This window comes from Poritiphilus flavus, from assembly GCF_009901585.1.
GTDB classification, from domain to species: Bacteria; Bacteroidota; Bacteroidia; order Flavobacteriales; family Flavobacteriaceae; genus Poritiphilus; species Poritiphilus flavus.
This window is the reverse complement of record NZ_WXYO01000003.1, coordinates 288,529-308,550: the sequence shown is the minus strand read 5'-3', so window position 1 is coordinate 308,550 and position 20,022 is coordinate 288,529. Positions and strand designations below refer to the sequence as shown.

Sequence of the window (20,022 nt, the reverse complement as noted above, 5' to 3'; positions counted from 1 at the left end):
CGGCTAAGGGCTGCAGACCGTTACCGGGCAAGTCGCACAAAATAACAAGAAGTATAACCACAAAACAAAGTATCATGAAATCACAAAACGAGTTGATCAGAAAATGGTTGATCATGCCATTACTTGTACTGGCCCTGGCCTGTAGTAGTTCGGACGACGGAGGTGAAGAACCCGGTCCGGATGGTAACCCTGACCCACAACCAACTCCGACGAGTTTCGACGAAGTTGTAGCCCTGGGAGCGGATGTAGCCTCCTTCCCACAGTCTCGAACCGAAGAGGTACTGCAGGAATTTCCACCTGAAAATGAGGATTATGAGGAGAAGGATGACGAAGATGAGACGGTTGAGCGAAGATTCGTTTGCACCAGGAAAACGCTCAGTGTTCTGGATGGCAACGGACAATTTCCGCTGTTCAATACCACAGCGGATGTTATCTATCCGGGAGCCCTTCTGCAAGGAAAAACCCTATCGGATGCCACCCCTTCACCCATTGTTGTAAAAAGGGCCGGAGGATCCATTTCATACAATTTAAACAACGGGAATCTGAACTCCAATTTCGATGTGGATGAAGTAACCAAGAGCAGTGTTCAAAACGCGATGAACAATATTATCGCCGGAGCCGGAGAAGTAACCGCTGCCAATTTCCAACTGGATATCGTTCAGATTGAAAGTGAAAGCCAGCTTGCGGTTGAGCTTGGCCTGGACGTAAAAACTTTTACTACCAAGGTTTCTTCAGACATGTCTTTTAGCACCGAAAAGCAATTCAATCGTACCCTGGTAAAACTCAACCAGTCTTATTACACTATGAGTTTTGATCTGCCTACCAGCCTGGAAGAGATCTTTGATTCAAGCGTAACACCGGAGGATCTGGCTACCTATGTTCAGGCAGACAATCCTGCTACCTTTATTTCTTCCGTGACTTACGGCAGGATCTTCTATATGTTGATTGAGTCTACTTCAAGCAGACAAGAAATGTCTGCCAAACTCAATGTAGCTTATGGCGCATTTAGAAATCAGGTTGAAGGTGAAGTGAAGGTAAACGCATTCCAGGAACTCAAAGACCTAAAGATCAAGGTTATCGCTTACGGCGGTGATGCAAAAGGTACTTTTCAGCTGGCCGGAGAGTCCACTATAGCGGATATTGCAGACAAACTGGCGGAAGATACCGATATCAGAGCTGGTTTACCGCTCTCCTACGTTGTTCGAAGTGTAAAAAGGCCCGACCGAATCGTAGGCACCAGCATTGCCACAGAATACGACGTGGTGGAATGCGAGTTAAAAGGTATTTTACCTCCCGGACTATACAAGGACCTTGTAGACTTGTTTGACGACGGGATAGGAGCAGTAGCGAATCTATTTGGCAGTGACGTTCTCGTATTCAACAAGGCGGGAGATAAATATGCCTGGTTTAATGGCAACACCCCTGGAATTCTGAGTGATGGGAACAGAAGGATCTTTGATATTGCAGACCCTGATGGTCCCTTGGGCGGTTTAGAACTAGAAAATGTAGGCTCCGCAGCCCGCTTTCCCGATGATGCAGACCCGAGGCTTTATATCACCGATGTTGACGGGTTCAAGCTTCAAATCTTCAGATTTGATCCATATACTGCAAACACATTACCCCCTGGCCCGATCGGTTCAGCTGGTAGCGTCCTGCTGGTGAACGAGGTTTTTGGGGATAGCGGAAACTTTGTAATAGGAACCGACGGCTTTGAGGCCGGATTGCGAATAGGTGCCGTAAAGATGGCCTACTTCGGTAAGCCCGGAGAACGATACCAGATCTATACGCGCACCGGCGCTGGAAGTTGGTCAAATCCAGTAAGCTCAAAGGATTGGTTTGAGAATGGTCCTGAGGTCGGAGGTGATCAGTTTGAAAAAGTAGGCGCAGCCACAAACTTTTCCCTTGGAGGCAGCAGCGTGAGATACCTCTTTGTAAATGAAGCAGGAGACGAAATTCAGGAGTGGTTTTCTTTTGCCACTGATCCGGACCGATGGGACGGACCCTGGGTAATCAATTAGTGTCCTTTTTTGAGTTAGTTTAAAGATACCCCGGCTACAAAAGTCGGGGTTTCCAACATCGCCTAACTAACTGGTATTCATTACATTTAATACAAACGTATCCGCTATGAAATCTACAGTAATACTGTTCCTGACAATGGTGTGGATATTTACAATCTCCTCAAGCGCACAGGAATATAAAAATATAGACAGTTTATTGGCCGTATATCATAATCGGCCGAACGATACCACCAAGATTCGGATAGGTACTTTGGTACTGCAAAACCTGACCTATACAAACCCTGAAAAGGCTTACAAATACGCCCACCAAATGGTTCGTATATCCAAAGAGATCAACTACGAACACGGGGTTGGACTAGGCTACAACCAACTGGGCTCATATTTTCTAAATAAGGACGAACTGGATTCTGCCCAATATTACCATCAAGCTACCCTGGATGTAGTGACCAGATCACAGAACATAGGAGGCATACTGACGGCAAACAACCGATTTGCTGTGCTGCTGGCACGTAAAAATGAGTTTAAGGAGGCCGAGGAATATTTAAAAAAGAGTATTGAGCTATTTGAAAATCGAGATACAATTGCTGTAGCCAGGGAAATAGATTTTAAATATATCGGATCTACCTTTTATGAGCTTTCGGAAATGAATTTGCGGCGGGGCCGCTATAACCTGGCGCTAAAACACGGTTTGCGCAGCCTGGAACTGTATCAGGAAAGGGCTGGAGATCCTCTTTTTGAGGCAGACGCCTACACCTTGCTCGGCCAAATCGAAATGAAAATGACAAATTATGAACAGAGTATAATCCATTTCAACCAGGCTTATAAGGTCTATGAGGAATTCAAGGACCTGCTTTGGGCATGCGACGCATTGAGGCACATCGGGGAAAACATGCTGCTTCTGCACCGGGCAGATGAGGCCGTAGAATACCTTAAGAATTCGATAAAGATCGCGGACGAAAACAGATTCCAGCTGAAGGAGGCTGCCGCCCATGATCTATTGGGCAACGCCTATATTACATTGAACAAGTTCCCGGAAGCCCGGGAAAGCCTTAATCGTTCACTTGAGGTATACAGCGAAATGGACAACCCTACAGAGATCAACAAAACCTATTCCAGTCTCGGGCTTTTATACAACAAAATGAATCAGCCGGAAGCGGCAATATCTCATCTGGAAAAGGCCATTGTGATCTCGGACAGCCTGCGGTCTCTTGCGGATGCGGCTGAATCTTATCTCAGGCGTTCAGAATCCTTCATTCAACTAAGGGACTACCAGGCCGCATATCAGGATTTTTCCAAATACAACGAACTAAATGACAGCATCTTCAACATCAGAAAATCAGAACAAATTGAGGAAATGCGCGCCATTTTTGACATAGAGACCAAGGAACAGCAAATAGCCTTGCAAAACCAGGAAATCAGTTTGTTGGAGCAAAAAGCTGAAATAGGGAATCTTCAGCGGCTAGTCATGGGGATTGGCCTGCTCTTATCCATAATCGGATTTTACGCCATCCGCCAAAAAATGAAGCGGAACAGAGCAGAGAAACAAAGGGTAGATGCGGAACTGGCTTTTAAGAAAAAAGAACTCACCACGCATGCCTTGCACCTGGCTAAGAAAAACGAAGTCCTGGAAAGAGTGATACAGAAAGCCAGGGAATTGAAGCTAAGCCAAAATCAGGGCGGTTATGAACAACTGATCCGCACTATCAATTTTGACAAGCAGGATGACAAAAACTGGGAGAACTTCACACAGTATTTTGAGCAGGTCCATAAGGACTTCAGTAAAAACGTAAAATCGCTCTACCCGGAGGTAACCAAAAATGAGCTTCGCTTTATGGCTTTGCTTAAAATGAATATGTCTTCCAAGGAAATCGCTATCATTTTGAACGTCTCCGCGGATGGAATTAAAAAAGCCCGTCAGAGGCTGCGTAAAAAGATGGGGCTCAACCCTAAGGAGTCCCTTGAAAACACCGTAATGCAGATATAGCGTGAACAGCTGATCCCCGGAAAAGACCTGATTTTATTGATACTTTGAGGTGTACCCCCTTTGTACCCCCTGGAAATTTTTAGACCGGATTATTACATTATATGTTTGAGTTGTTATCTAATTACGAGGAATAAGATAACAATCCGTTTTTGTGGTCTTGCCTGGCGATGGGCTGCAGACCAGGCCCGGCGAGATACACAAAAACCCAGAATGTTGAACCACAAAAACAGCTAAGGATGAAAACACAAAAAACACTTTGCAAAAGATGGCTCATTTTCCCCTTTCTGATCCTTGCATTAGCCTGCAGCAGCGATGATTCAGAAGACGAGCAAGACCCTGACGGTAATCCAGATCCAGAATACACTATAAGTGACCTCGAGGCCACTATAGTAGAAAACCCGGAGGCAGGTTTTATACTCGGCTCCTTAACTACAGACCTTCCGGGAAGCCTTACCCACACATTGAGTAGCGATGCCTTTGCCTTTGACCCTGCCACTTTAGAGGTTTCTGTAGCAGATGAATCCGTTTTTGATTACGAGCTGAACACTGTTGTAAGCGGAACAATCACGGTTTCAAACGGCAGCGAATCGCTAACAGCCACCATTACCATAACCCTTACGGATTTTGTTGACGTTATTGAAGGCCTGCTTACAACCTCCAGGGATGCTTATCTGGCAGCCGAGCAAGGGGATTGGATAGAAATTACCGCCGAGGAATTCGAAAGCCTGGAAGAGGAAATGGAAGATGTCTCCTATAGCGGGACCTCAAAAGAAGATTATTCATTTCCGGTCCTTATAGGAACCAGTCTCGGCAATTCCGATACCCTCGGTTTCTCTATAACCAATGTCACAGATGCGACTATGCCGGAAGGGAGCTACCTGTTTGCTATTCGCTTTTTCTCTGGATCAGGGGTTTTTGAAGTAACCGAAGGTAATAAGGTGAGAATTTCTGAGACTGGTTTTAGAGAAGGCTATACCGCGATCGGCAATCCTTTACCTGAAAAAACCAGTGAAGACAGAGAAGCCTTCTTTGTACTTAAATACAATTACTCCCCGGTGAATACTACCGGCTATTTGTCCATGTACTATGCTCCACGTAACGGTGCATCCAGAAAGGACTCCTCAGAAGCCTTTCATTTTCAATCAGGTGAAGTGGAGGAATATGTGAACGATCCCAGTAGCGGATCAACCTATGCCTATCAGGGATTGAGCACCACAACGATCCAATGGGATTAGGTCCTAAAGAATTATTGTTTAACCACAAAAACGCCATTATGAAACCACAGATCAGAATTTCCAGAATACTTCTTCTCTTGCTTTCCATTGCAGTTACACTTAACTGCAGCAAGGACGAGTCGAATTTTGAACCCATTGGGAGCGATCCCTGTAAATCAGACCCGTGCAGCAATCCTGAACTCTGTGCGGATAGCTGCAATGACAATGCAGGAGGGATCACCGGAGAGCTTAACAGGGAAGATTTGAAGCCCGAGGGCAATGTTACCGAAACTGAGAACGGCTATATGGTGGAAGGAAAGCTCAGTATGGAAACCGAATCAGGCGAAACAGTGGTCTTTAATGAAGCAGACCTTGATGTGGAATTCAATGAGGACGGTAGTTTGATGAGCATCAGCGGTACGGCAGAGGTACCTTCTCCTTCTAACTACTTTGAAATTGCGGATCCGGTCTCCGCGGACGTGGGCTTCTTTAGCGGGAAATTCCTGAACGAAAACCGCAATTTTGAAATCAAGCTGAAAGACGACCGCCATTATTTTGTATTCGCCATTGCGGTAGCGCTTGAAGTAAGCGTTGGGGCCAATGACGATCCTGATGCCACTAAACCCATTACTATTGCCGTTCCGGTTGGCGGCCATATTACTCTGATACAGGACTTTACCGACCCTATGTTCTTCTATTCCCTGGGTGGTAGTGCTTTAGGAAATAACAGCGGGGATGGAAATAACAATGGTGACGGAAACAACGGAGATGGGAACAACGATGGTAATGGAAACAATGAAGATGATGGGGAAGTAATGGGCGTTAGCTTTGGCGCTTCATACGGGGCAAATTTGGTCTATGAACCCAGCCTGCCTGTTGAAAACATTGTTTCTTTTGATGCAAAATCGGTTACCGGTGGTACCTTTTCTTTTTGGAAAGTGCTTGAAGCCAGCGGCCTGTACTACCAAAACAAAGGTTTCAGCGTAGATTTCAACCTAAAGGAGCCTATGAATTCTGAAATCGGATATGGTTACAGGGCCGGGATCAATGGTAATATCAACTTTTCAGCGGATATTAAGGGCATCATTTCCTTTGGTTTCCCTATTGGCAAGGGCAGTACAGCTATTGTAGCGGAAGCCAGCTCAAAGGAGGGCATTAAAGCACAGGCTTTTGTGAACGGCCTGGTAGAGCCAGACCTTTCCTGGTGGCCAGACTTTATTCCTGTAAAACCCAATGGAAACCTAAACGCTTATGGTTATGTAGAAGAAACAGGAGCATTTGATCTGGGGCTGTCCGGCTCACTGGGATTGGAAATGCCTACTGGAAATCAAGGTGTACAGGGCTCTTTAAGGCTTACTCAGAACGAATTTACTATGACGGGAGAAGTAGTTTCCGGCGATGATGTCTGGGGTGCCACAGCTATAATCACTAAGGACGAGACTCGCTGTATTGCCACAGCGCCGAATAACTTTACTGATGGTATTTCAGAGACGGTTACGGCCCAGATCGATCAAGCTATTGAAACCACGGAAAAAGCCCTGGAAGACCTGGAAAAAGCCAATGAGAACTACGAATTTGAGCTCAGCCTGAGAGGATTAAGAACTGCCCTACCGGGGATCATTGACCGGGCCCTGGCTGAAATAAATACTGCAGAAGACAATGGCATTAAAAGTGGAAGAAGTCAGGCTAACAAAATATTGAATGACAACAATCGCAAACTCTGTAGTGACAATATTGCCGCAGTAGTAAAAAGCGCGGTCAAACCGTACAAGGACGCGCTTACCCGACTGAAAAACGCCGTAAACAATTCCAATGACAACGCCCAGACCAGAACAGAGTTGGAAGCTGCTCTCCGGAATCTGGCCGGGCTGAACAAAATAAACAAGAGTGTTACCGTATCCATTACCCATGGTCATAAAACCTTCGGATGCGGCAATTTGTGGAAACAAACCAACAAGAGAACGATAAAAATAAACCGCACTATTCTCAACTCAACTCAAGTTTCACAACTCAATGAAGCGGCTGATAATGTAAAATACATTCAGGAGGCGGACGGTATCCGTTTTGACGCCCAGCTTATTGTTGATGAACTCCCTACCATGGAGGAATTGGAAGGCCTGAAAAAGAACGTGGAGGCCTGTGTTTCTGAACTTACAGAGCAGTTGGGGGATGTAGGGTTTGTGTACAATCACGAAACCAAAGAATACACCCATTTTATGGTCATTAACGGGGAAGAAAAAGAGGTTGGCACTTTTGATATCTTCAATAATTCTGAGATCGTGGCAAGTGCCCGGCTCGAGCTTGGAAGTTGTAATACCTCTGAGGAATTAAAGGCATTACAGCAAAGAGCTAAAGCCAGACGTTAAATACCGCTTGCTTTTAATAGATCTCAAAGAAAAAGCCCTGACCGTTAACGTCAGGGCTTTTCAAATCAAAAACCAACCTAAACACATGAACTTATTATGACACAAATAATATTATCTTTCTTAAAACTTCACCCTCTTGATTGGGGCTTCAAAAGGATGAAGTTTAGTACTCCTTTTTCGCAGCATTTGATTATAAAACAACTAACATTAAAAATACCCTACCTATTTTTTCATTTTTTTTTAATTTTATTTGAAAAGCCCTGTAATGACAAGTGTTTTCTGGAGCGAAATAAAAGAAGAATTGTTGTCGGGAGCTACCAAAAAGGGGCATCCTTTCCGCTATTTTACCCTTGGTACGGTAGGTTTAGACCATATGGCAAGGCTACGAACCGTTGTTCTGCGAGAACTTACCGAAGAAATGGATCTTCTCTTTTATACAGATCAACGGTCTAAAAAGATCATTCACATCAAAGAAAACAGCAAAGTGGGGATGTTGTTCTATCATCCTGAAAAGCTGTTGCAACTAAAGGTGGAAGGCCTCGCCACTGTTCACACCGGATCTGAGACCTATCTCCGCCACCGGGAGGGAATAGACCCCAGAGGAAAGAGGGACTACACAACCAGTAAGGCCCCGGGCAGTGCCCTTGAAGGACAAGGGCCCTTAGATTACCTCAAGGAAGATGATTATTTCTGTGTAGTAGAGGTGACTCCCTTTAAGATCGAGTACCTGAGACTGTCTGACCCGGATCATATTCGCGTTCGATTCTCCAAAGATCAGGGCCTGTGGACCGGAGAATTCCTGGTACCTTAGCTCATAGTATCCAGGATTATCCTTATATCTTCTTCAGTGGTATCCGGATTGATAAAGCAAAATCTGGCCACAGTCTCCACCGCATCCCTGGTTTTCCATTTAGTGGGGGCTACAAGTGCCAGTCCGTCGCGGTGATTCTTAAATGTCCAATCTTTGTATTGCGCTTCCTGCCAGCCCTTACGCCTGAAAAGCACACAAGACAGGCTCGGAGGTCTTACGAGTTCCAGCTTGGGGTCTTCCGTTATCATTTTCCCGGCCAGATTGGCCAGCTCAATCCCCCGTTCAACCGCCCATTTATAGCGGTCAGTTCCATGGGTTGCCAGGGAAAACCACAGCGGTAGGCCGCGCAGCCTTCGGGTTAGTTGTATCTGATAGTCTGCCGGATTAAAACCCCGGGCTCCCTCGTCCTTAAATATCTCCAGATAAGATCCTTCCTGTTCATGCGCTTCTCTTGCTAATTCCGGATCCCGGTAAATCACGGTACCGCAATCGTAAGGCGAAAACAGCCATTTATGAGGGTCTATGGTAATACTATCCGCCTGTTCAATTCCTTTAAACAGGGATCTCACCGAGTCTGCCACCAGCGCTCCCCCGCCGTACGCGGCATCCACGTGAAACCAAAGTTTTTGTTCGCGGCAGATCCCGGCAATGCTTTCCAGGTCATCTACTATCCCTGCATTGGTAGTGCCACCTGTGGCGACCACCGCAAAAAGTCTCTGGCGTTGTTCCGATGAAAGTGATGCTATCTTTGCCTTTAAATGCCCGGCCGTCATCAGATCTTCCACTTCCACGAGCAAAACATCCGCATCAATGACCTTTGCCATAGCTTTTATAGAAGAGTGAGCTCCCACTGAAGTGATGATCAGCCCTTTTCTATTCCGGTTTTCGGCCCGGCGCCTCCAGTACTCCCTGGCTGTGACCATGGCAGATAAATTCGCAGCCGTACCCCCGCTGGTAAATACTCCAAATGCGCCTTCGGGCATTCCGGTAAGGGAAACCAGCCAGTTCATCGCCTCGTTCTCACAAAAGATCCCTCCTGCTCCTTCCATCCAGTAAGCTCCGTGAATACTGGAAGCGGAAGTAACCAGGTCAAACATCACGGCAGCCCGTGTTGGCGCGGCAGGCACAAAAGCCAAATGCCTGGGATGATCTATGGGAACGGTGGCCTTTACCAGTACATCCCGGAATAACTGAAAGGCCTTCTCCCCTCCTATCCCTTCCGGAGTTACGGTATCTCCCACCTTTTCCTTTAAGGTTTCCGCTTTTTCAGGTTTTCCCAGTTCGGGAGAAGTATTGGTGATACGGTTGATAGCGTATTTCATGACATCCAATGTCATTTCCACCAAGGCAATATCGATATTGTGCATCAGGATAATTTTTGACAAAAGTAGGGTAGAAAAGGGAAATAGATCCCTGCTCGCAGCTCTCAGTATTTGGCGATCAAAAACTCAAGTTGAAGCGGGTCCAGCGCTTTCATTAGGAAAGGGATCAGATCATCTCCCAACTGCAGGTACAATTCAGAAAAATTCTGGTTTCGCTCCTGAAGACTCTGATTCGGAAAGAGGTCGTTTTGCAGATCTGTCATACGGATCACCTGGTCTTTTAGCTTTCTTTTCTGGGCCTTTAAAAGACGTTTTTCCAGATGGTCCAGACCTTTTTTCTGTTTGACTTCCTGTGCCTTGACTGCACCCAAAAAAGAAGGGTCCGTTTGCTCTGCAAGCTCGTATAGGCTTTCAAAATGCTCTTCCAACAACTGCTTCTGTGGGCTAAAATCGATCTCAATATTGGAGATCTCCCTGATCTTCTTGTTTATAAAGCTGCTTTGTTTTAGGAACAGATCGCTGGCTTTTAATCCCAGTTTCTCCATTTTTCTCCCTTGTTTTTCGGAGAGCAGCACCGCCGAATTACGCAAAAGCAGGATTGGGAAGGGAATTTCCAAAGCCTCAAAGGAAGATTTAAGTTCCAGCCAATAGGCCAGTTCTCCTCCACCGCCAATATAGCAGAGATTCGGTAAGATCACCTCCTGATACAAAGGTCTGGTGATCACATTGGGAGAAAACCGTTCAGGTCGCGAATCTATGGTTTCTACCAATTGCTCCCTGCTAAATTCAAGCTCCGTATTCAGCACCTGATATTTTCCGTCTTTCTCCACAATACGCTCCCTCAATCCATCTTGCAGGTAGAAATAATTGATCTCCCTGGGGTTTACCTGGATATTGTACTGACCGTCCAGTTCCCTGAGTTCGGCAATCGCTTCGGTAACTTTTGTAAAGGAGGAATTCTCAAGAATATCCTTTTTGATATAAGGTGTAAGCAAGGTTTTCAAACGGTGATCGTCTGCATCCAGGATCACCAGGCCGTAGGGTTTAAAAAGTTCATTAGCCAGATATCGGGTAGCGGAGCTCAGATCGTTATTCTCTAAGTAGGCCTGTTCAAAAAGTGCTTTCAGGCTATCTGAGTTTTTTCCAGGTTCCAGTATCTGAGTAAAAGCCTCTAACACCTGGTCCAGCCCTTCCGTGTCCAGTTTTCCAACTGCGCCGGAGGCATCCTTACTCCATTGAAGCTTTTTACCCCGAAAATTGAAGTAATTGATCTCTTCAAAATCGTGATCCTCGGTAGCCATCCAATAGACCGGAACAAAGTGATATTGAGGATAAGCTTTTTTGAGGGCTTCCGTAAGCTTTATCGTAGATACGATTTTGTATAAAAAGTAAAGCGGCCCGGTAAAGAGGTTCAACTGATGTCCTGTGACCACCGTAAAGGTAAGTTCATCCCTCAGGAGGGCTATATTACTTTTGGTCTTTTTGGAGATGTCCATTCCGGCATACTGCTCCTCTAAAACCCTGGCAAGCACGCTGCGATTTTCCAGGGGAAACGTTTGCTGTTTCTCCTGTATTTGTTTTTGGAAAGCTTCCAGATTGGGAAATCTGTGATAAAAAGGTTTCAGGTTTTCTTTTTCGGAGAGATAATCACAAATCAAATTTGAAAAGTATCCGGTTTGCCTAAAAGAAATACAATCAACTTCCATCTGAAGAAATAAAATCCGACCAAAGATAAAATTCCTGGGTTTTTCTTCTCCTAAAAATACGTTAATTACCCAAACTCACCGGACCATCGGATTCAAACTGCCGCGAAAAGCGAAAACTCGTCATTATTCCTTAGATTTGGCGAATCACCAGACAAATCAAAGTATATGAGACAGACCCTCTCTGTAATAGCACTTGTTTTTACGATCTTTTTGAATGCCCAGGAGCTCAAGTCCCCATCTGAATTTCTCGGATACGAACTCGGTTCGCGCTTTACCCGGCATCACCAGGTGGTAGACTATTATGAGTACCTCTCCCAGGCCGCTGCAGACCGGGTAAAGCTTGAAGAATACGGCAAGAGCAATGAGGGTAGGAGGTTGATGATCGCTTATGTATCAACCTCCCAAAATATCAATGATCTGGAATCTATTCGCGAGGAACATCTTAAAAGTACCTCTGGTGAAAGTAATTCCACAAAGGCTATTGTCTGGCTAAGCTATAATGTACACGGTAATGAAAGTGTAAGTACAGAAGCATCTATGCAGACCATTTACGAGCTGTTGACCAATAAGAGTTCCTACCTTGAAAATACAGTGGTTATCATAGACCCCTGTATCAATCCAGACGGAAGAGACCGCTATGTAAACTGGTACAATCAATACAAAAACAGTCCGTATAATGTAGACCCGAACAGCAAGGAACACCACGAGGGGTGGTGGAGCGGCAGAAGCAATCACTATATGTTCGACCTCAACCGTGACTGGGCCTGGCTCACACAACTTGAAAGCAGGCAGCGTTTGAAGAAATTCAACAAGTGGCTACCTCATGTACACGTTGATTTTCACGAACAAGGCGTGGACAATCCTTATTATTTCGCCCCTGCTGCGGAGCCCTTTCACGAGGTGATAACAGATTTCCAGCGGGATTTCCAGGAAACCATTGGAAAAAACCATGCGAGATACTTCGATGCCAATGGATGGTTCTATTTTACCAAGGAGGTTTTTGACCTTTTCTACCCCAGTTATGGGGACACTTACCCTACCTATAATGGATCCATAGGTATGACCTATGAGCAGGGAGGCAGCGGCAGGGCCGGACTTGGTATAAAAATGAAGATCGGCGATACCTTAACTCTAAATGACAGGATAGCCCATCATCATACCACCGGGCTTTCTACGGTAGAGGTAGCCGCCAATAATGTCGAAAAGCTTAACGAAGAGTTCAAAAAATTCTATAGAAACAAGAACTACAAATACAAAAGTTACGTGCTTAACGGAGAGGCAGACAATATGCTGGCGCTTACATCGCTTCTGGACAAGCACCAGATAAAATACAGTTCAGGTACAGGTGGCACCGTTAAAGGCTATAATTACCAGACGGGTAGAAACGGAAGTGCCCGGACCGGAGATAACAGCCTTATAGTTTCCACTAACCAAACCAAAGGAACCCTGGTAAAAGTACTTTTTGAACCTAATGCCAAGCTCAGCGACTCGCTGACCTACGATATAACGGCCTGGTCACTCCCATTTGCATATGGACTTAATGCCATTGCCTCTGAGAGCCTTGTGAGCGGCGGCGAATTCCAAAAGACCACTTCCGGCCAGAGCAACCTGGACCCTAATGCCTATGCCTACCTCGGAGACTGGAATAGTATGACGGATGCCAGATTTCTGGCAGATTTGCTGCAAAAAGGGATCCGGGTGCGATTTGCAAAGAAACCATTCACCCTGGACGGAAAGAAATACGCCCGGGGTAGTTTGATCATTACAAAGGGAGATAATCAAAACATTACGGATTTCGTTCAACAGTTAATGACAACATCCAGGGAGCACGGCAAGCCTCTTACCGCTGCCGCGACCGGTTTTGTAGAGAGCGGAAAAGATTTCGGATCCTCCTGGGTTCAAATGATCCCCAAAGCCAAAATAGCGGTCTTATCAGGTGATCCTACCTCTACCCTTCGCTTCGGAGAAATCTGGCACTTTTTTGAACGGCAATTGCGCTACCCCATCAGCGTACTGGATGCGAGCTATATCAAAGAGGTGGACCTTTCTGCTTATGACATCCTGGTATTGCCGGGAGGTTGGGGATATAGCGAACTACTGGATGAAGACTATCTTGAACAGCTAAAGGACTGGGTGGCTAATGGCGGAAAACTCATCGCCATGGGAAGAGCGATCAAAAGTATAGACGGTGAAAAGGGGTTTGGCATTACGGAAAAGGAATCTGCCAAGGACAGTAGCGAAACCAAGGTTAAGCAGTACGACAAGACTCCCCGAGAACAGATCAAGGACGCGATAACCGGGGCCATTTTTAAAACAAAGGTAGATTCCACACATCCGCTCGCCTACGGATATGGCAATAATTATTACAGCTTAAAACTCGGGAACCAAAGCTTTGATTACCTCAAAGACGGCACAGTGGCCTATATTGAGAATGACACTTCACCAGTGGCCGGTTTTGCTGGTAGTGAAGCCCAGAAGAAAATGGAGAAGACCCTGGTTTTTGGGGTTGAAGAATACGGGCAAGGGCAGGTGGTTTACATGGTAGACAACCCTCTTTTCAGAGGTTTTTGGGAGAATGGGAAACTCTTTTTTGCCAATGCCCTCTTTATGGTGAATTAGGTGGGAGAGAGATAGTCCTTGTTGGCGTACTTTTAGCCTTAGCCTAGTACGTAGCCATGGATAAACGTATAGTTGAAAAAAAGCAATGACCAATTGGTTGCGAAAAGGTCCCGGGCTTTCCCGGGATTTTTTTGTTGTGATTCCAGGCACAGCCAAACTGCGTGAAAAAATGTGATACCGATACGGCAAAGTAATATCCGTATTTCAGTTACATTTTCGCGTGCGGATCGTCAGTTGAAAAAAGTACAGGATGATCTCAGATAAACAAAGAGCAAGATTAGCCGGTCTAAGCTTTCTTGCCGTTATAGGATTCGGGGTATTTGCAGAATTCTATGTTCGCCAGCAGATTTACGTTTTTAATGACCCCGCGGCCACAGCAAATAACATTGCTGAGTATAGCAGCCTCTATACTTTGGGTATAGTCAGTGACCTGATGATGGCCCTGGCTTATTTCCTCTTCCCACTGATATTGCACCCACTTTTTTTGTCCGTAAATAAAAACCTTCTTCGATTAATGATCCTCAGCGTGTCCGTTGCAGTAACTATACTCTGCCTGAATTCGATCAATCAGATCGCGGCCCTGGAGATGGTAAACGGAAGTGATTATCTGGGGGCGCTTTCGGCGGACCAACGGGATGGCTGGTCCACTTTCTTTTTGAAATTACACGGCAAGGGCTATAAGATCGCCCAGATCTTCTACGGGCTGTATCTACTGCCCTTGGGATATCTCATATACAAATCCGGGCGTATTCCTAAGATTATTGGCGTCTTTTTAATGCTGGGGTTTGTCGGGGATTTTATTGATTACTTTTGGTATTTTCTTTTTCCCGATTTTGATTCAATATTACTTGCAAACATCACCCTGCCCGCGGATCTGGGAGAATTCTCCCTTTGTCTCTGGCTTTTGGTCATGGGGATCAGGCCACCAAAAACCGTTGAAGCAGTATCCTGATTATTTACTAAATTACAGTGCTATACTAATCGGGTAGTCTATCTTCCCGTTTCTCGTACGAGAATTTATGAGACAGAAGTATTTGTTTTTTTTGATTTCCCTTTGGTTATTGGGTTATCAGCTGAGTTATGGGCAATATACAGAGGAAATTGTATCTGCCACAGAAGAGTTTTTGAATACCCTCAACGCCGAACAACAGGTGTTGGTCCAATATCAACTGCAGGATTCCACCCGAACCAAATGGACCAATTTTCCCGTTGGGATGGTGTCCAGGCCTGGATTGCAATTTGGAAGTCTCTCCGAAGAGAGCAAGATCAAATTTCATCAACTACTACTTACTTTTCTCAGCTCCCAGGGATATCTGAAAACCACCAGTATCATGAAACTGGATGATATTTTGAACGAGGGTACTGCCCTGGCACTGGAACGCAAGCAGATTAGCCAGAGGACCTACAAAGAGATCATGAGCCTGGAATGGGACTATGACAATTTTTATATTTCCCTCTGGAACGTCCCGGATATGATAGACCCATGGGGACTAAAATTCGAAGGGCACCACCTGTCCATCAACCTTACCATGGCCAGTACTGAGATCTCAATGACTCCCCTGTTTATGGGAGCAGACCCGGCCGAGGTGACATCTACCAAGTTTGCCGGACTCCGGGTGTTAAGTAAAGAAGAAGACTACGGCATAGCCCTTATTAATTCCATGGACAGCCATCAGAAAGAAATTGCCACCCTTAGCCAGGAAGTACCGGCAGACATCATCACTAATCCGCAGGACAACAAAAGAATTACAGAATACTATGGAATCAGCGCGGACCAGCTTACAGAAGTGCAACAGAAGCTTCTTGTACGCCTGATAAAAGAATATATCAACAACCTGGAAGAAAACAAGGCCACGGAAGCACTCAGGAAACTGAATAGATCGGGTCCGGAGAACATTTTTTTCGCCTGGATAGGGAGCTACGAACGGAAACAACCCCATTACTATCTTATACATTCTCCGGACTATATCATAGAATATGACAATGTGGGGTTCCAAAATGACGGAAACCACATTCATACCATATGGCGGGAAAAAAAGAACGATTTCGGAGAAGACATCCTCAGGCAACACTATAAAAGGCACAAACACTAATCCTCGTCCTCCTCGTTTTTCGGACTTCGGATCCTTTATCCCATTCTTGTTCAGGCCTTAGTAGGATATCCCCATACTGCACACAAGGCTTCAACCACTCCCAAGCTGTTTATAAAATGTTAAAGTCCGGAATATTTGGAAACAAAATAAGGGCTCATACGTCACATTAACTGAGATAGCACAAGAAGTCTTAAAAAACAGCGACATGAGCACTAACCTCCTGGATCGAACACACGTATTCGAAAACTCCGCGACAGATAACATACTGCAGGCTTTAAAGACCGCAGAAAAAGACAAGAACTATTACGCTTTTTACGACCAGATCAAAGCGAGCAGGCTCCCTTTCATACCCTGTTATGAAAAAGACACTAAACTGGTTCACGAACAATGCTTTGATTTCCTTCAGATGCTGGGCGAGATCTCCATACCGGTTTCCGTAGCGCTCTCCATGCATTACTATATTTTAGCCGCGGTGGCTTCCTACCCCTTTTCCAAAACCAGTAAGGAATACTGGAAAAGAGAAATACTGCTGAAAAAGATCAAAAAAGAGCGCCTGCTCATCGCTAATACGGGATCTGTGCGCACTTTTAAGTCTGTGGATGGAAACCAGGCCATAGTGGCAGACAAAAGTGGGGATAGCTATGTGATAAGCGGCGAAGCTCCCTTTATGTCGCTTTCCGGGATCGCGGATTACGCGGTTTTCACCGCTGAGATGAAGACCGGGGAAAAGGCTGTTTTCTTTATTCCTTTGGATCAGGAAGGCATTGTATTCAAGGACACCGCTTTCGGTGAAACCATGGAGGGTTCCTTTACCAAATCAGTAGAATTCAGAAACGTCCGGGTAGACAGTTCCGGGGTGATTCGACTCGATGCCGATGAAGATGAGCGTTGTGACCTGTTGATATACCAAAGATCCTGGTTCCAGGCCCTGATACCTGCGCCCTACCTTGGTGCAGCGCAGGCAGTGCTGAAAAACCTAAAGGCATTTGCTTCAAAAAGAATAAAAAAAGGCAAATTACTCGCGGAATCCGAAAGCTTTCTAGACGCCATGGGAGAACTGAGAATCCGATACCAGGCTGCAGCTCAGCTCAGCAATGAAGCAGGAAGCGCCCTGGCAGATTTCAGAAAGGACAACAAAAGAAAACTGAAAAGGATTTTCGAGAGTTCTGTTGTCGCCAAATATTTTTCCACCCACTTCGCGGAGGAGATCGTCTCCAAAGCCCGCCATCTGATGGGAACCCGTTTCCTCACCCCTGGCAGCCTGACCGAGAAAGTCTATAAAGAGATCGTTTTCGGCCCACTTCAGCCCATGACGGATGTGGATATCAGGGAATATTTTGGTGAACAGGCTATGGAAGATGGAACCATTTAAAATATTGCATTTCGCATTTCAGACCATTAACCGATAATTTACCTTTGAAAATTACTGCTTATTTTTACGGAGCCTAATGGCTCCCGCGGATTTGATTTATCCCAGTCCCTATCATTTTTTTGGGTTAAATTAAACGGCTGATTTTTGTAAGTTTTTAAGAACTCACGCTACACAATAAAGAAAGCGAAATGAAAAAAATAGTAGTTTTTGGTTTAGGTCTGATATTGATGGCGGCCTGCAATACAGACAATGATTCCAGTGATACCCCGGCAGACCAGTTTCCGGTAGCGAGTTTTACCGTTCAATCCACCACGGTGACAACCGGTACCCAGGTGACCTTTACGAATACCTCTCAGAATTCAACCGCCTACACATGGGTCTTTAGCGGAGGAAGCCCTTCACAGAGTAACGAAGAGAACCCTACGGTTACCTATAACAGTGCCGGTGTCTTTGATGTAACCCTTACCGCATTCAATAATGTGGGGGATAACAGTTCAGTGATCGAAGAAGATTTTATTACGGTAGAAGAGGAAGCCATTGAAACCATGGCTACTTACAATGTTACCTTTGTAGGTAACTGGAACGCTACCAACCATCCCACGGATTTCCCCAGCGGCGATCATTTTTCCCGGGCCGTAGGTATGGTACACCAAGCGGGAGCCAGCTTTTTTGAAGAAGGAGCACTGGCAACAGATGGTGTAGAAGAAATGGCGGAAAGCGGGGTCAACGGCACACTTCAGGCAGAGATTGACGATATTGTAGACGGCGGTACGGCCCTGAGCTATATTAACGGCGAAGGTCTGTTAACCGGCTTTTCTGAAGCTTCTTTCCAGATCACCGTGACCCAGGAGCACTCTCTGGTAACCCTGGTCAGCATGATTGCCCCCAGCCCTGATTGGTTTGTGGCTATAGAAGATGTAGACCTTTTGTCCAACGGAACGTTTGTGGAAGACCTCACTGTTGATGCAATAACCTACGATGCGGGAACGGATAGCGGAGCCAGCTTTACATCTGCCAATGATGATACCGATCCAGCAGAAAACATTTCACTGATCACTACGCCACCATTGGGTAATGGAACCACAGTTAGCCCACCTATGGCCATGTTCATCTTTACTAAAGTAGACCAATAACGCCTTAATAAACTATGCAAAAACCTTTTCTTTCGTTTATTTTTCTTTTAGGAACATTAATGTATGCCCAGGACCAAAAAGACCTAGATTACTACGCTCAGATCCCCGACTACCCGGAAAACTACACCCCCGGGACAGTGGTGTCCAGAATGATAGATGGCCTTGGATTTCGATATTACTGGGCTACCGCGGAACTACGCCCCGAAGATCTGGCCTACAAGCCTTCGGAAACTAACCGGACTATAGAAGAGACCATAGACCACATTTACGGTCTTTCCAGGGTGATATACAATTCCGCGATAAAGGAAGTAAACCAGAGAAGTAATCCGAAAGCCGATACGTTAGATTTTGCACAAAAAAGGGCTAAAACACTGGCTAACTTCCAAAAAGCGGCAAAGATATTTCTCACTGCCGAAGACCTTACAGAACACAGGGTCCAATTCCAGAATGCAGAAGGGGTGTCGGATTACCCGTTTTGGAATCAGATCAACGGTCCGTTGGAGGATGCTGTCTGGCATTGCGGCCAGATAGTTGCCTTGAGAAGGGCCTCTGGAAACCCCTTCCCGGCTGGGGTTAGCGTATTTCGTGGGGTCAAAAGGGACAATTAAAAGGGTCAATAGAGACGAATCGGCCTTTATCCATGTCTTTTGATGTAATTTGATGTTGCTGTTGTCCAATTTCTCGTGACAATAAGCGTCACAGATGTAAAAACATCATTCATTAACCCTTTTAATCCAATTACAATGAAACGATTGATATTGCCGGTTGTGCTACTTGCTTTGGCAAGTTTTAGCACCCTAGACATGAAGCTATCCGATGCCGAAAGGCAAATGGCCATAGCGGAACTCCAAAAATCTCAAAACATGCTCTTAAGCGCTATTGAAGGCCTGAGTGAAGCTCAACTGAATTATGTTATAGGCGAAGAAGCATGGTCCATTGCCCACTGTGTGGAGCATGTGGCCGATTCTGAAGCTTCATTTGGTCAAATGCTCAATGGAGCCCTGGCAAGCCCGCCAAATCCTGACAAACGTTCCGAGGTAGTTATGACAGATGCCGAAATACTCGCCAATATCGCCAGCCGTGAGAATAAGGTAAAAACCTCTGCGGAATTTGAGCCTTCCGGTAAGCACGGATCGTTTAGCGCCTCGCTAAAGGCGTTTCAGGATAAAAGGGCAGGACACATTGCCTACCTCAAAAATACCGAGGACGACCTTAGGAATCACTACGGTCAGCTTCCGTATGGCACTATTGATGGCTTGCAGATCTTTTTATCCATGTCCAGTCATACAGAAAGACATGTAAAACAAATAGAGGAGATCAAATCCCATCCGCTTTTTCCAAAAAAATGATCGGATCTCATAACCAGAAGCTCCCGGCCTTAATT

General features: G+C 45.6%; 14 protein-coding genes. 12 read left to right on the top strand and 2 right to left on the bottom strand.

The genetic code is table 11. The features are described 5' to 3' along the window. Positions 1 to 74 precede the first annotated feature (74 nt). The 5 genes from GTQ38_RS08365 (at position 75) to GTQ38_RS08345 (ending at position 8,393) form a co-directional block, all read left to right on the top strand. Complete coding sequence (locus GTQ38_RS08365) at positions 75 to 2,018, top strand: thiol-activated cytolysin family protein (RefSeq protein ID WP_161435040.1); 1,944 nt, start codon at positions 75 to 77, stop codon at positions 2,016 to 2,018. Positions 2,019 to 2,124: 106 nt separating this feature from the next. After that, entirely contained in the window at positions 2,125 to 4,002 is a 1,878-nt protein-coding gene (locus GTQ38_RS08360) for a tetratricopeptide repeat protein (RefSeq protein ID WP_161435039.1), read from the top strand. Between the two features lie 236 nt (positions 4,003 to 4,238). Next, entirely contained in the window at positions 4,239 to 5,237 is a 999-nt protein-coding gene (locus tag GTQ38_RS08355; RefSeq protein WP_161435038.1) for a hypothetical protein, read from the top strand. Positions 5,238 to 5,275: 38 nt separating this feature from the next. Continuing rightward, a complete protein-coding gene (locus GTQ38_RS08350) occupies positions 5,276 to 7,582 on the top strand; it encodes a hypothetical protein (RefSeq protein WP_161435037.1) in 2,307 nt (768 codons plus the stop codon). Positions 7,583 to 7,847: 265 nt separating this feature from the next. Next, entirely contained in the window at positions 7,848 to 8,393 is a 546-nt protein-coding gene (locus GTQ38_RS08345; RefSeq protein ID WP_161435036.1) for a pyridoxamine 5'-phosphate oxidase family protein, read from the top strand. Here the strand turns inward: GTQ38_RS08345 and GTQ38_RS08340 are convergent. Both GTQ38_RS08340 and bshC read right to left on the bottom strand, forming a co-directional pair. Then, positions 8,390 to 9,760, bottom strand: a complete 1,371-nt coding sequence (locus GTQ38_RS08340) for a pyridoxal phosphate-dependent decarboxylase family protein (RefSeq protein WP_161435035.1) — start codon at positions 9,758 to 9,760, stop codon at positions 8,390 to 8,392. The genes GTQ38_RS08345 and GTQ38_RS08340 overlap by 4 nt on opposite strands. Before the next feature lie 59 nt (positions 9,761 to 9,819). Further along, positions 9,820 to 11,421 carry a bacillithiol biosynthesis cysteine-adding enzyme BshC gene (gene bshC / locus GTQ38_RS08335; protein WP_161435034.1) on the bottom strand — a complete coding sequence of 534 codons (1,602 nt, stop codon included), beginning with the start codon at positions 11,419 to 11,421 and terminating at the stop codon, positions 9,820 to 9,822. 165 nt (positions 11,422 to 11,586) lie between these two features. Here bshC and GTQ38_RS08330 point away from each other — a divergent pair, with 165 nt between their 5' ends. The 7 genes from GTQ38_RS08330 (at position 11,587) to GTQ38_RS08300 (ending at position 19,987) form a co-directional block, all read left to right on the top strand. Beyond that, a complete protein-coding gene (locus GTQ38_RS08330; RefSeq protein WP_161435033.1) occupies positions 11,587 to 14,040 on the top strand; it encodes a M14 family zinc carboxypeptidase in 2,454 nt (817 codons plus the stop codon). Positions 14,041 to 14,290: 250 nt separating this feature from the next. Then, on the top strand, positions 14,291 to 14,992 hold the full coding sequence (locus GTQ38_RS08325) for a DUF4386 domain-containing protein (protein WP_161435032.1): 702 nt from the start codon (positions 14,291 to 14,293) through the stop codon (positions 14,990 to 14,992). Positions 14,993 to 15,059: 67 nt separating this feature from the next. After that, positions 15,060 to 16,133 (top strand): DUF3500 domain-containing protein, encoded by a 1,074-nt coding sequence (locus GTQ38_RS08320; RefSeq protein ID WP_161435031.1) that lies wholly within the window; start codon positions 15,060 to 15,062, stop codon positions 16,131 to 16,133. 205 nt (positions 16,134 to 16,338) lie between these two features. Continuing rightward, entirely contained in the window at positions 16,339 to 17,505 is a 1,167-nt protein-coding gene (locus tag GTQ38_RS08315; RefSeq protein ID WP_161435030.1) for an acyl-CoA dehydrogenase family protein, read from the top strand. A 188-nt stretch (positions 17,506 to 17,693) separates the two neighbouring features. Further along, positions 17,694 to 18,638, top strand: a complete 945-nt coding sequence (locus GTQ38_RS08310; RefSeq protein WP_161435029.1) for a spondin domain-containing protein — start codon at positions 17,694 to 17,696, stop codon at positions 18,636 to 18,638. A 14-nt stretch (positions 18,639 to 18,652) separates the two neighbouring features. Then, a complete protein-coding gene (locus tag GTQ38_RS08305) occupies positions 18,653 to 19,246 on the top strand; it encodes a DinB family protein (RefSeq protein WP_161435028.1) in 594 nt (197 codons plus the stop codon). A 135-nt stretch (positions 19,247 to 19,381) separates the two neighbouring features. After that, on the top strand, positions 19,382 to 19,987 hold the full coding sequence (locus tag GTQ38_RS08300; protein ID WP_161435027.1) for a DinB family protein: 606 nt from the start codon (positions 19,382 to 19,384) through the stop codon (positions 19,985 to 19,987). The last annotated feature ends 35 nt before the right edge of the window (positions 19,988 to 20,022 follow it).

Excerpts from the sequence above, each read along its gene's own strand:
- GTQ38_RS08365 (WP_161435040.1), top strand. The coding sequence starts at position 75 with ATGAAATCACAAAACGAGTTGATCAGAAAATGGTTGATCATGCCATTA.
- GTQ38_RS08360 (WP_161435039.1), top strand. The coding sequence starts at position 2,125 with ATGAAATCTACAGTAATACTGTTCCTGACAATGGTGTGGATATTTACA.
- GTQ38_RS08355 (WP_161435038.1), top strand. The coding sequence starts at position 4,239 with ATGAAAACACAAAAAACACTTTGCAAAAGATGGCTCATTTTCCCCTTT.
- GTQ38_RS08350 (WP_161435037.1), top strand. The coding sequence starts at position 5,276 with ATGAAACCACAGATCAGAATTTCCAGAATACTTCTTCTCTTGCTTTCC.
- GTQ38_RS08345 (WP_161435036.1), top strand. The coding sequence starts at position 7,848 with ATGACAAGTGTTTTCTGGAGCGAAATAAAAGAAGAATTGTTGTCGGGA.
- GTQ38_RS08340 (WP_161435035.1), bottom strand. The coding sequence starts at position 9,760 with ATGCACAATATCGATATTGCCTTGGTGGAAATGACATTGGATGTCATG.
- bshC (WP_161435034.1), bottom strand. The coding sequence starts at position 11,421 with ATGGAAGTTGATTGTATTTCTTTTAGGCAAACCGGATACTTTTCAAAT.
- GTQ38_RS08330 (WP_161435033.1), top strand. The coding sequence starts at position 11,587 with ATGAGACAGACCCTCTCTGTAATAGCACTTGTTTTTACGATCTTTTTG.
- GTQ38_RS08325 (WP_161435032.1), top strand. The coding sequence starts at position 14,291 with ATGATCTCAGATAAACAAAGAGCAAGATTAGCCGGTCTAAGCTTTCTT.
- GTQ38_RS08320 (WP_161435031.1), top strand. The coding sequence starts at position 15,060 with ATGAGACAGAAGTATTTGTTTTTTTTGATTTCCCTTTGGTTATTGGGT.
- GTQ38_RS08315 (WP_161435030.1), top strand. The coding sequence starts at position 16,339 with ATGAGCACTAACCTCCTGGATCGAACACACGTATTCGAAAACTCCGCG.
- GTQ38_RS08310 (WP_161435029.1), top strand. The coding sequence starts at position 17,694 with ATGAAAAAAATAGTAGTTTTTGGTTTAGGTCTGATATTGATGGCGGCC.
- GTQ38_RS08305 (WP_161435028.1), top strand. The coding sequence starts at position 18,653 with ATGCAAAAACCTTTTCTTTCGTTTATTTTTCTTTTAGGAACATTAATG.
- GTQ38_RS08300 (WP_161435027.1), top strand. The coding sequence starts at position 19,382 with ATGAAACGATTGATATTGCCGGTTGTGCTACTTGCTTTGGCAAGTTTT.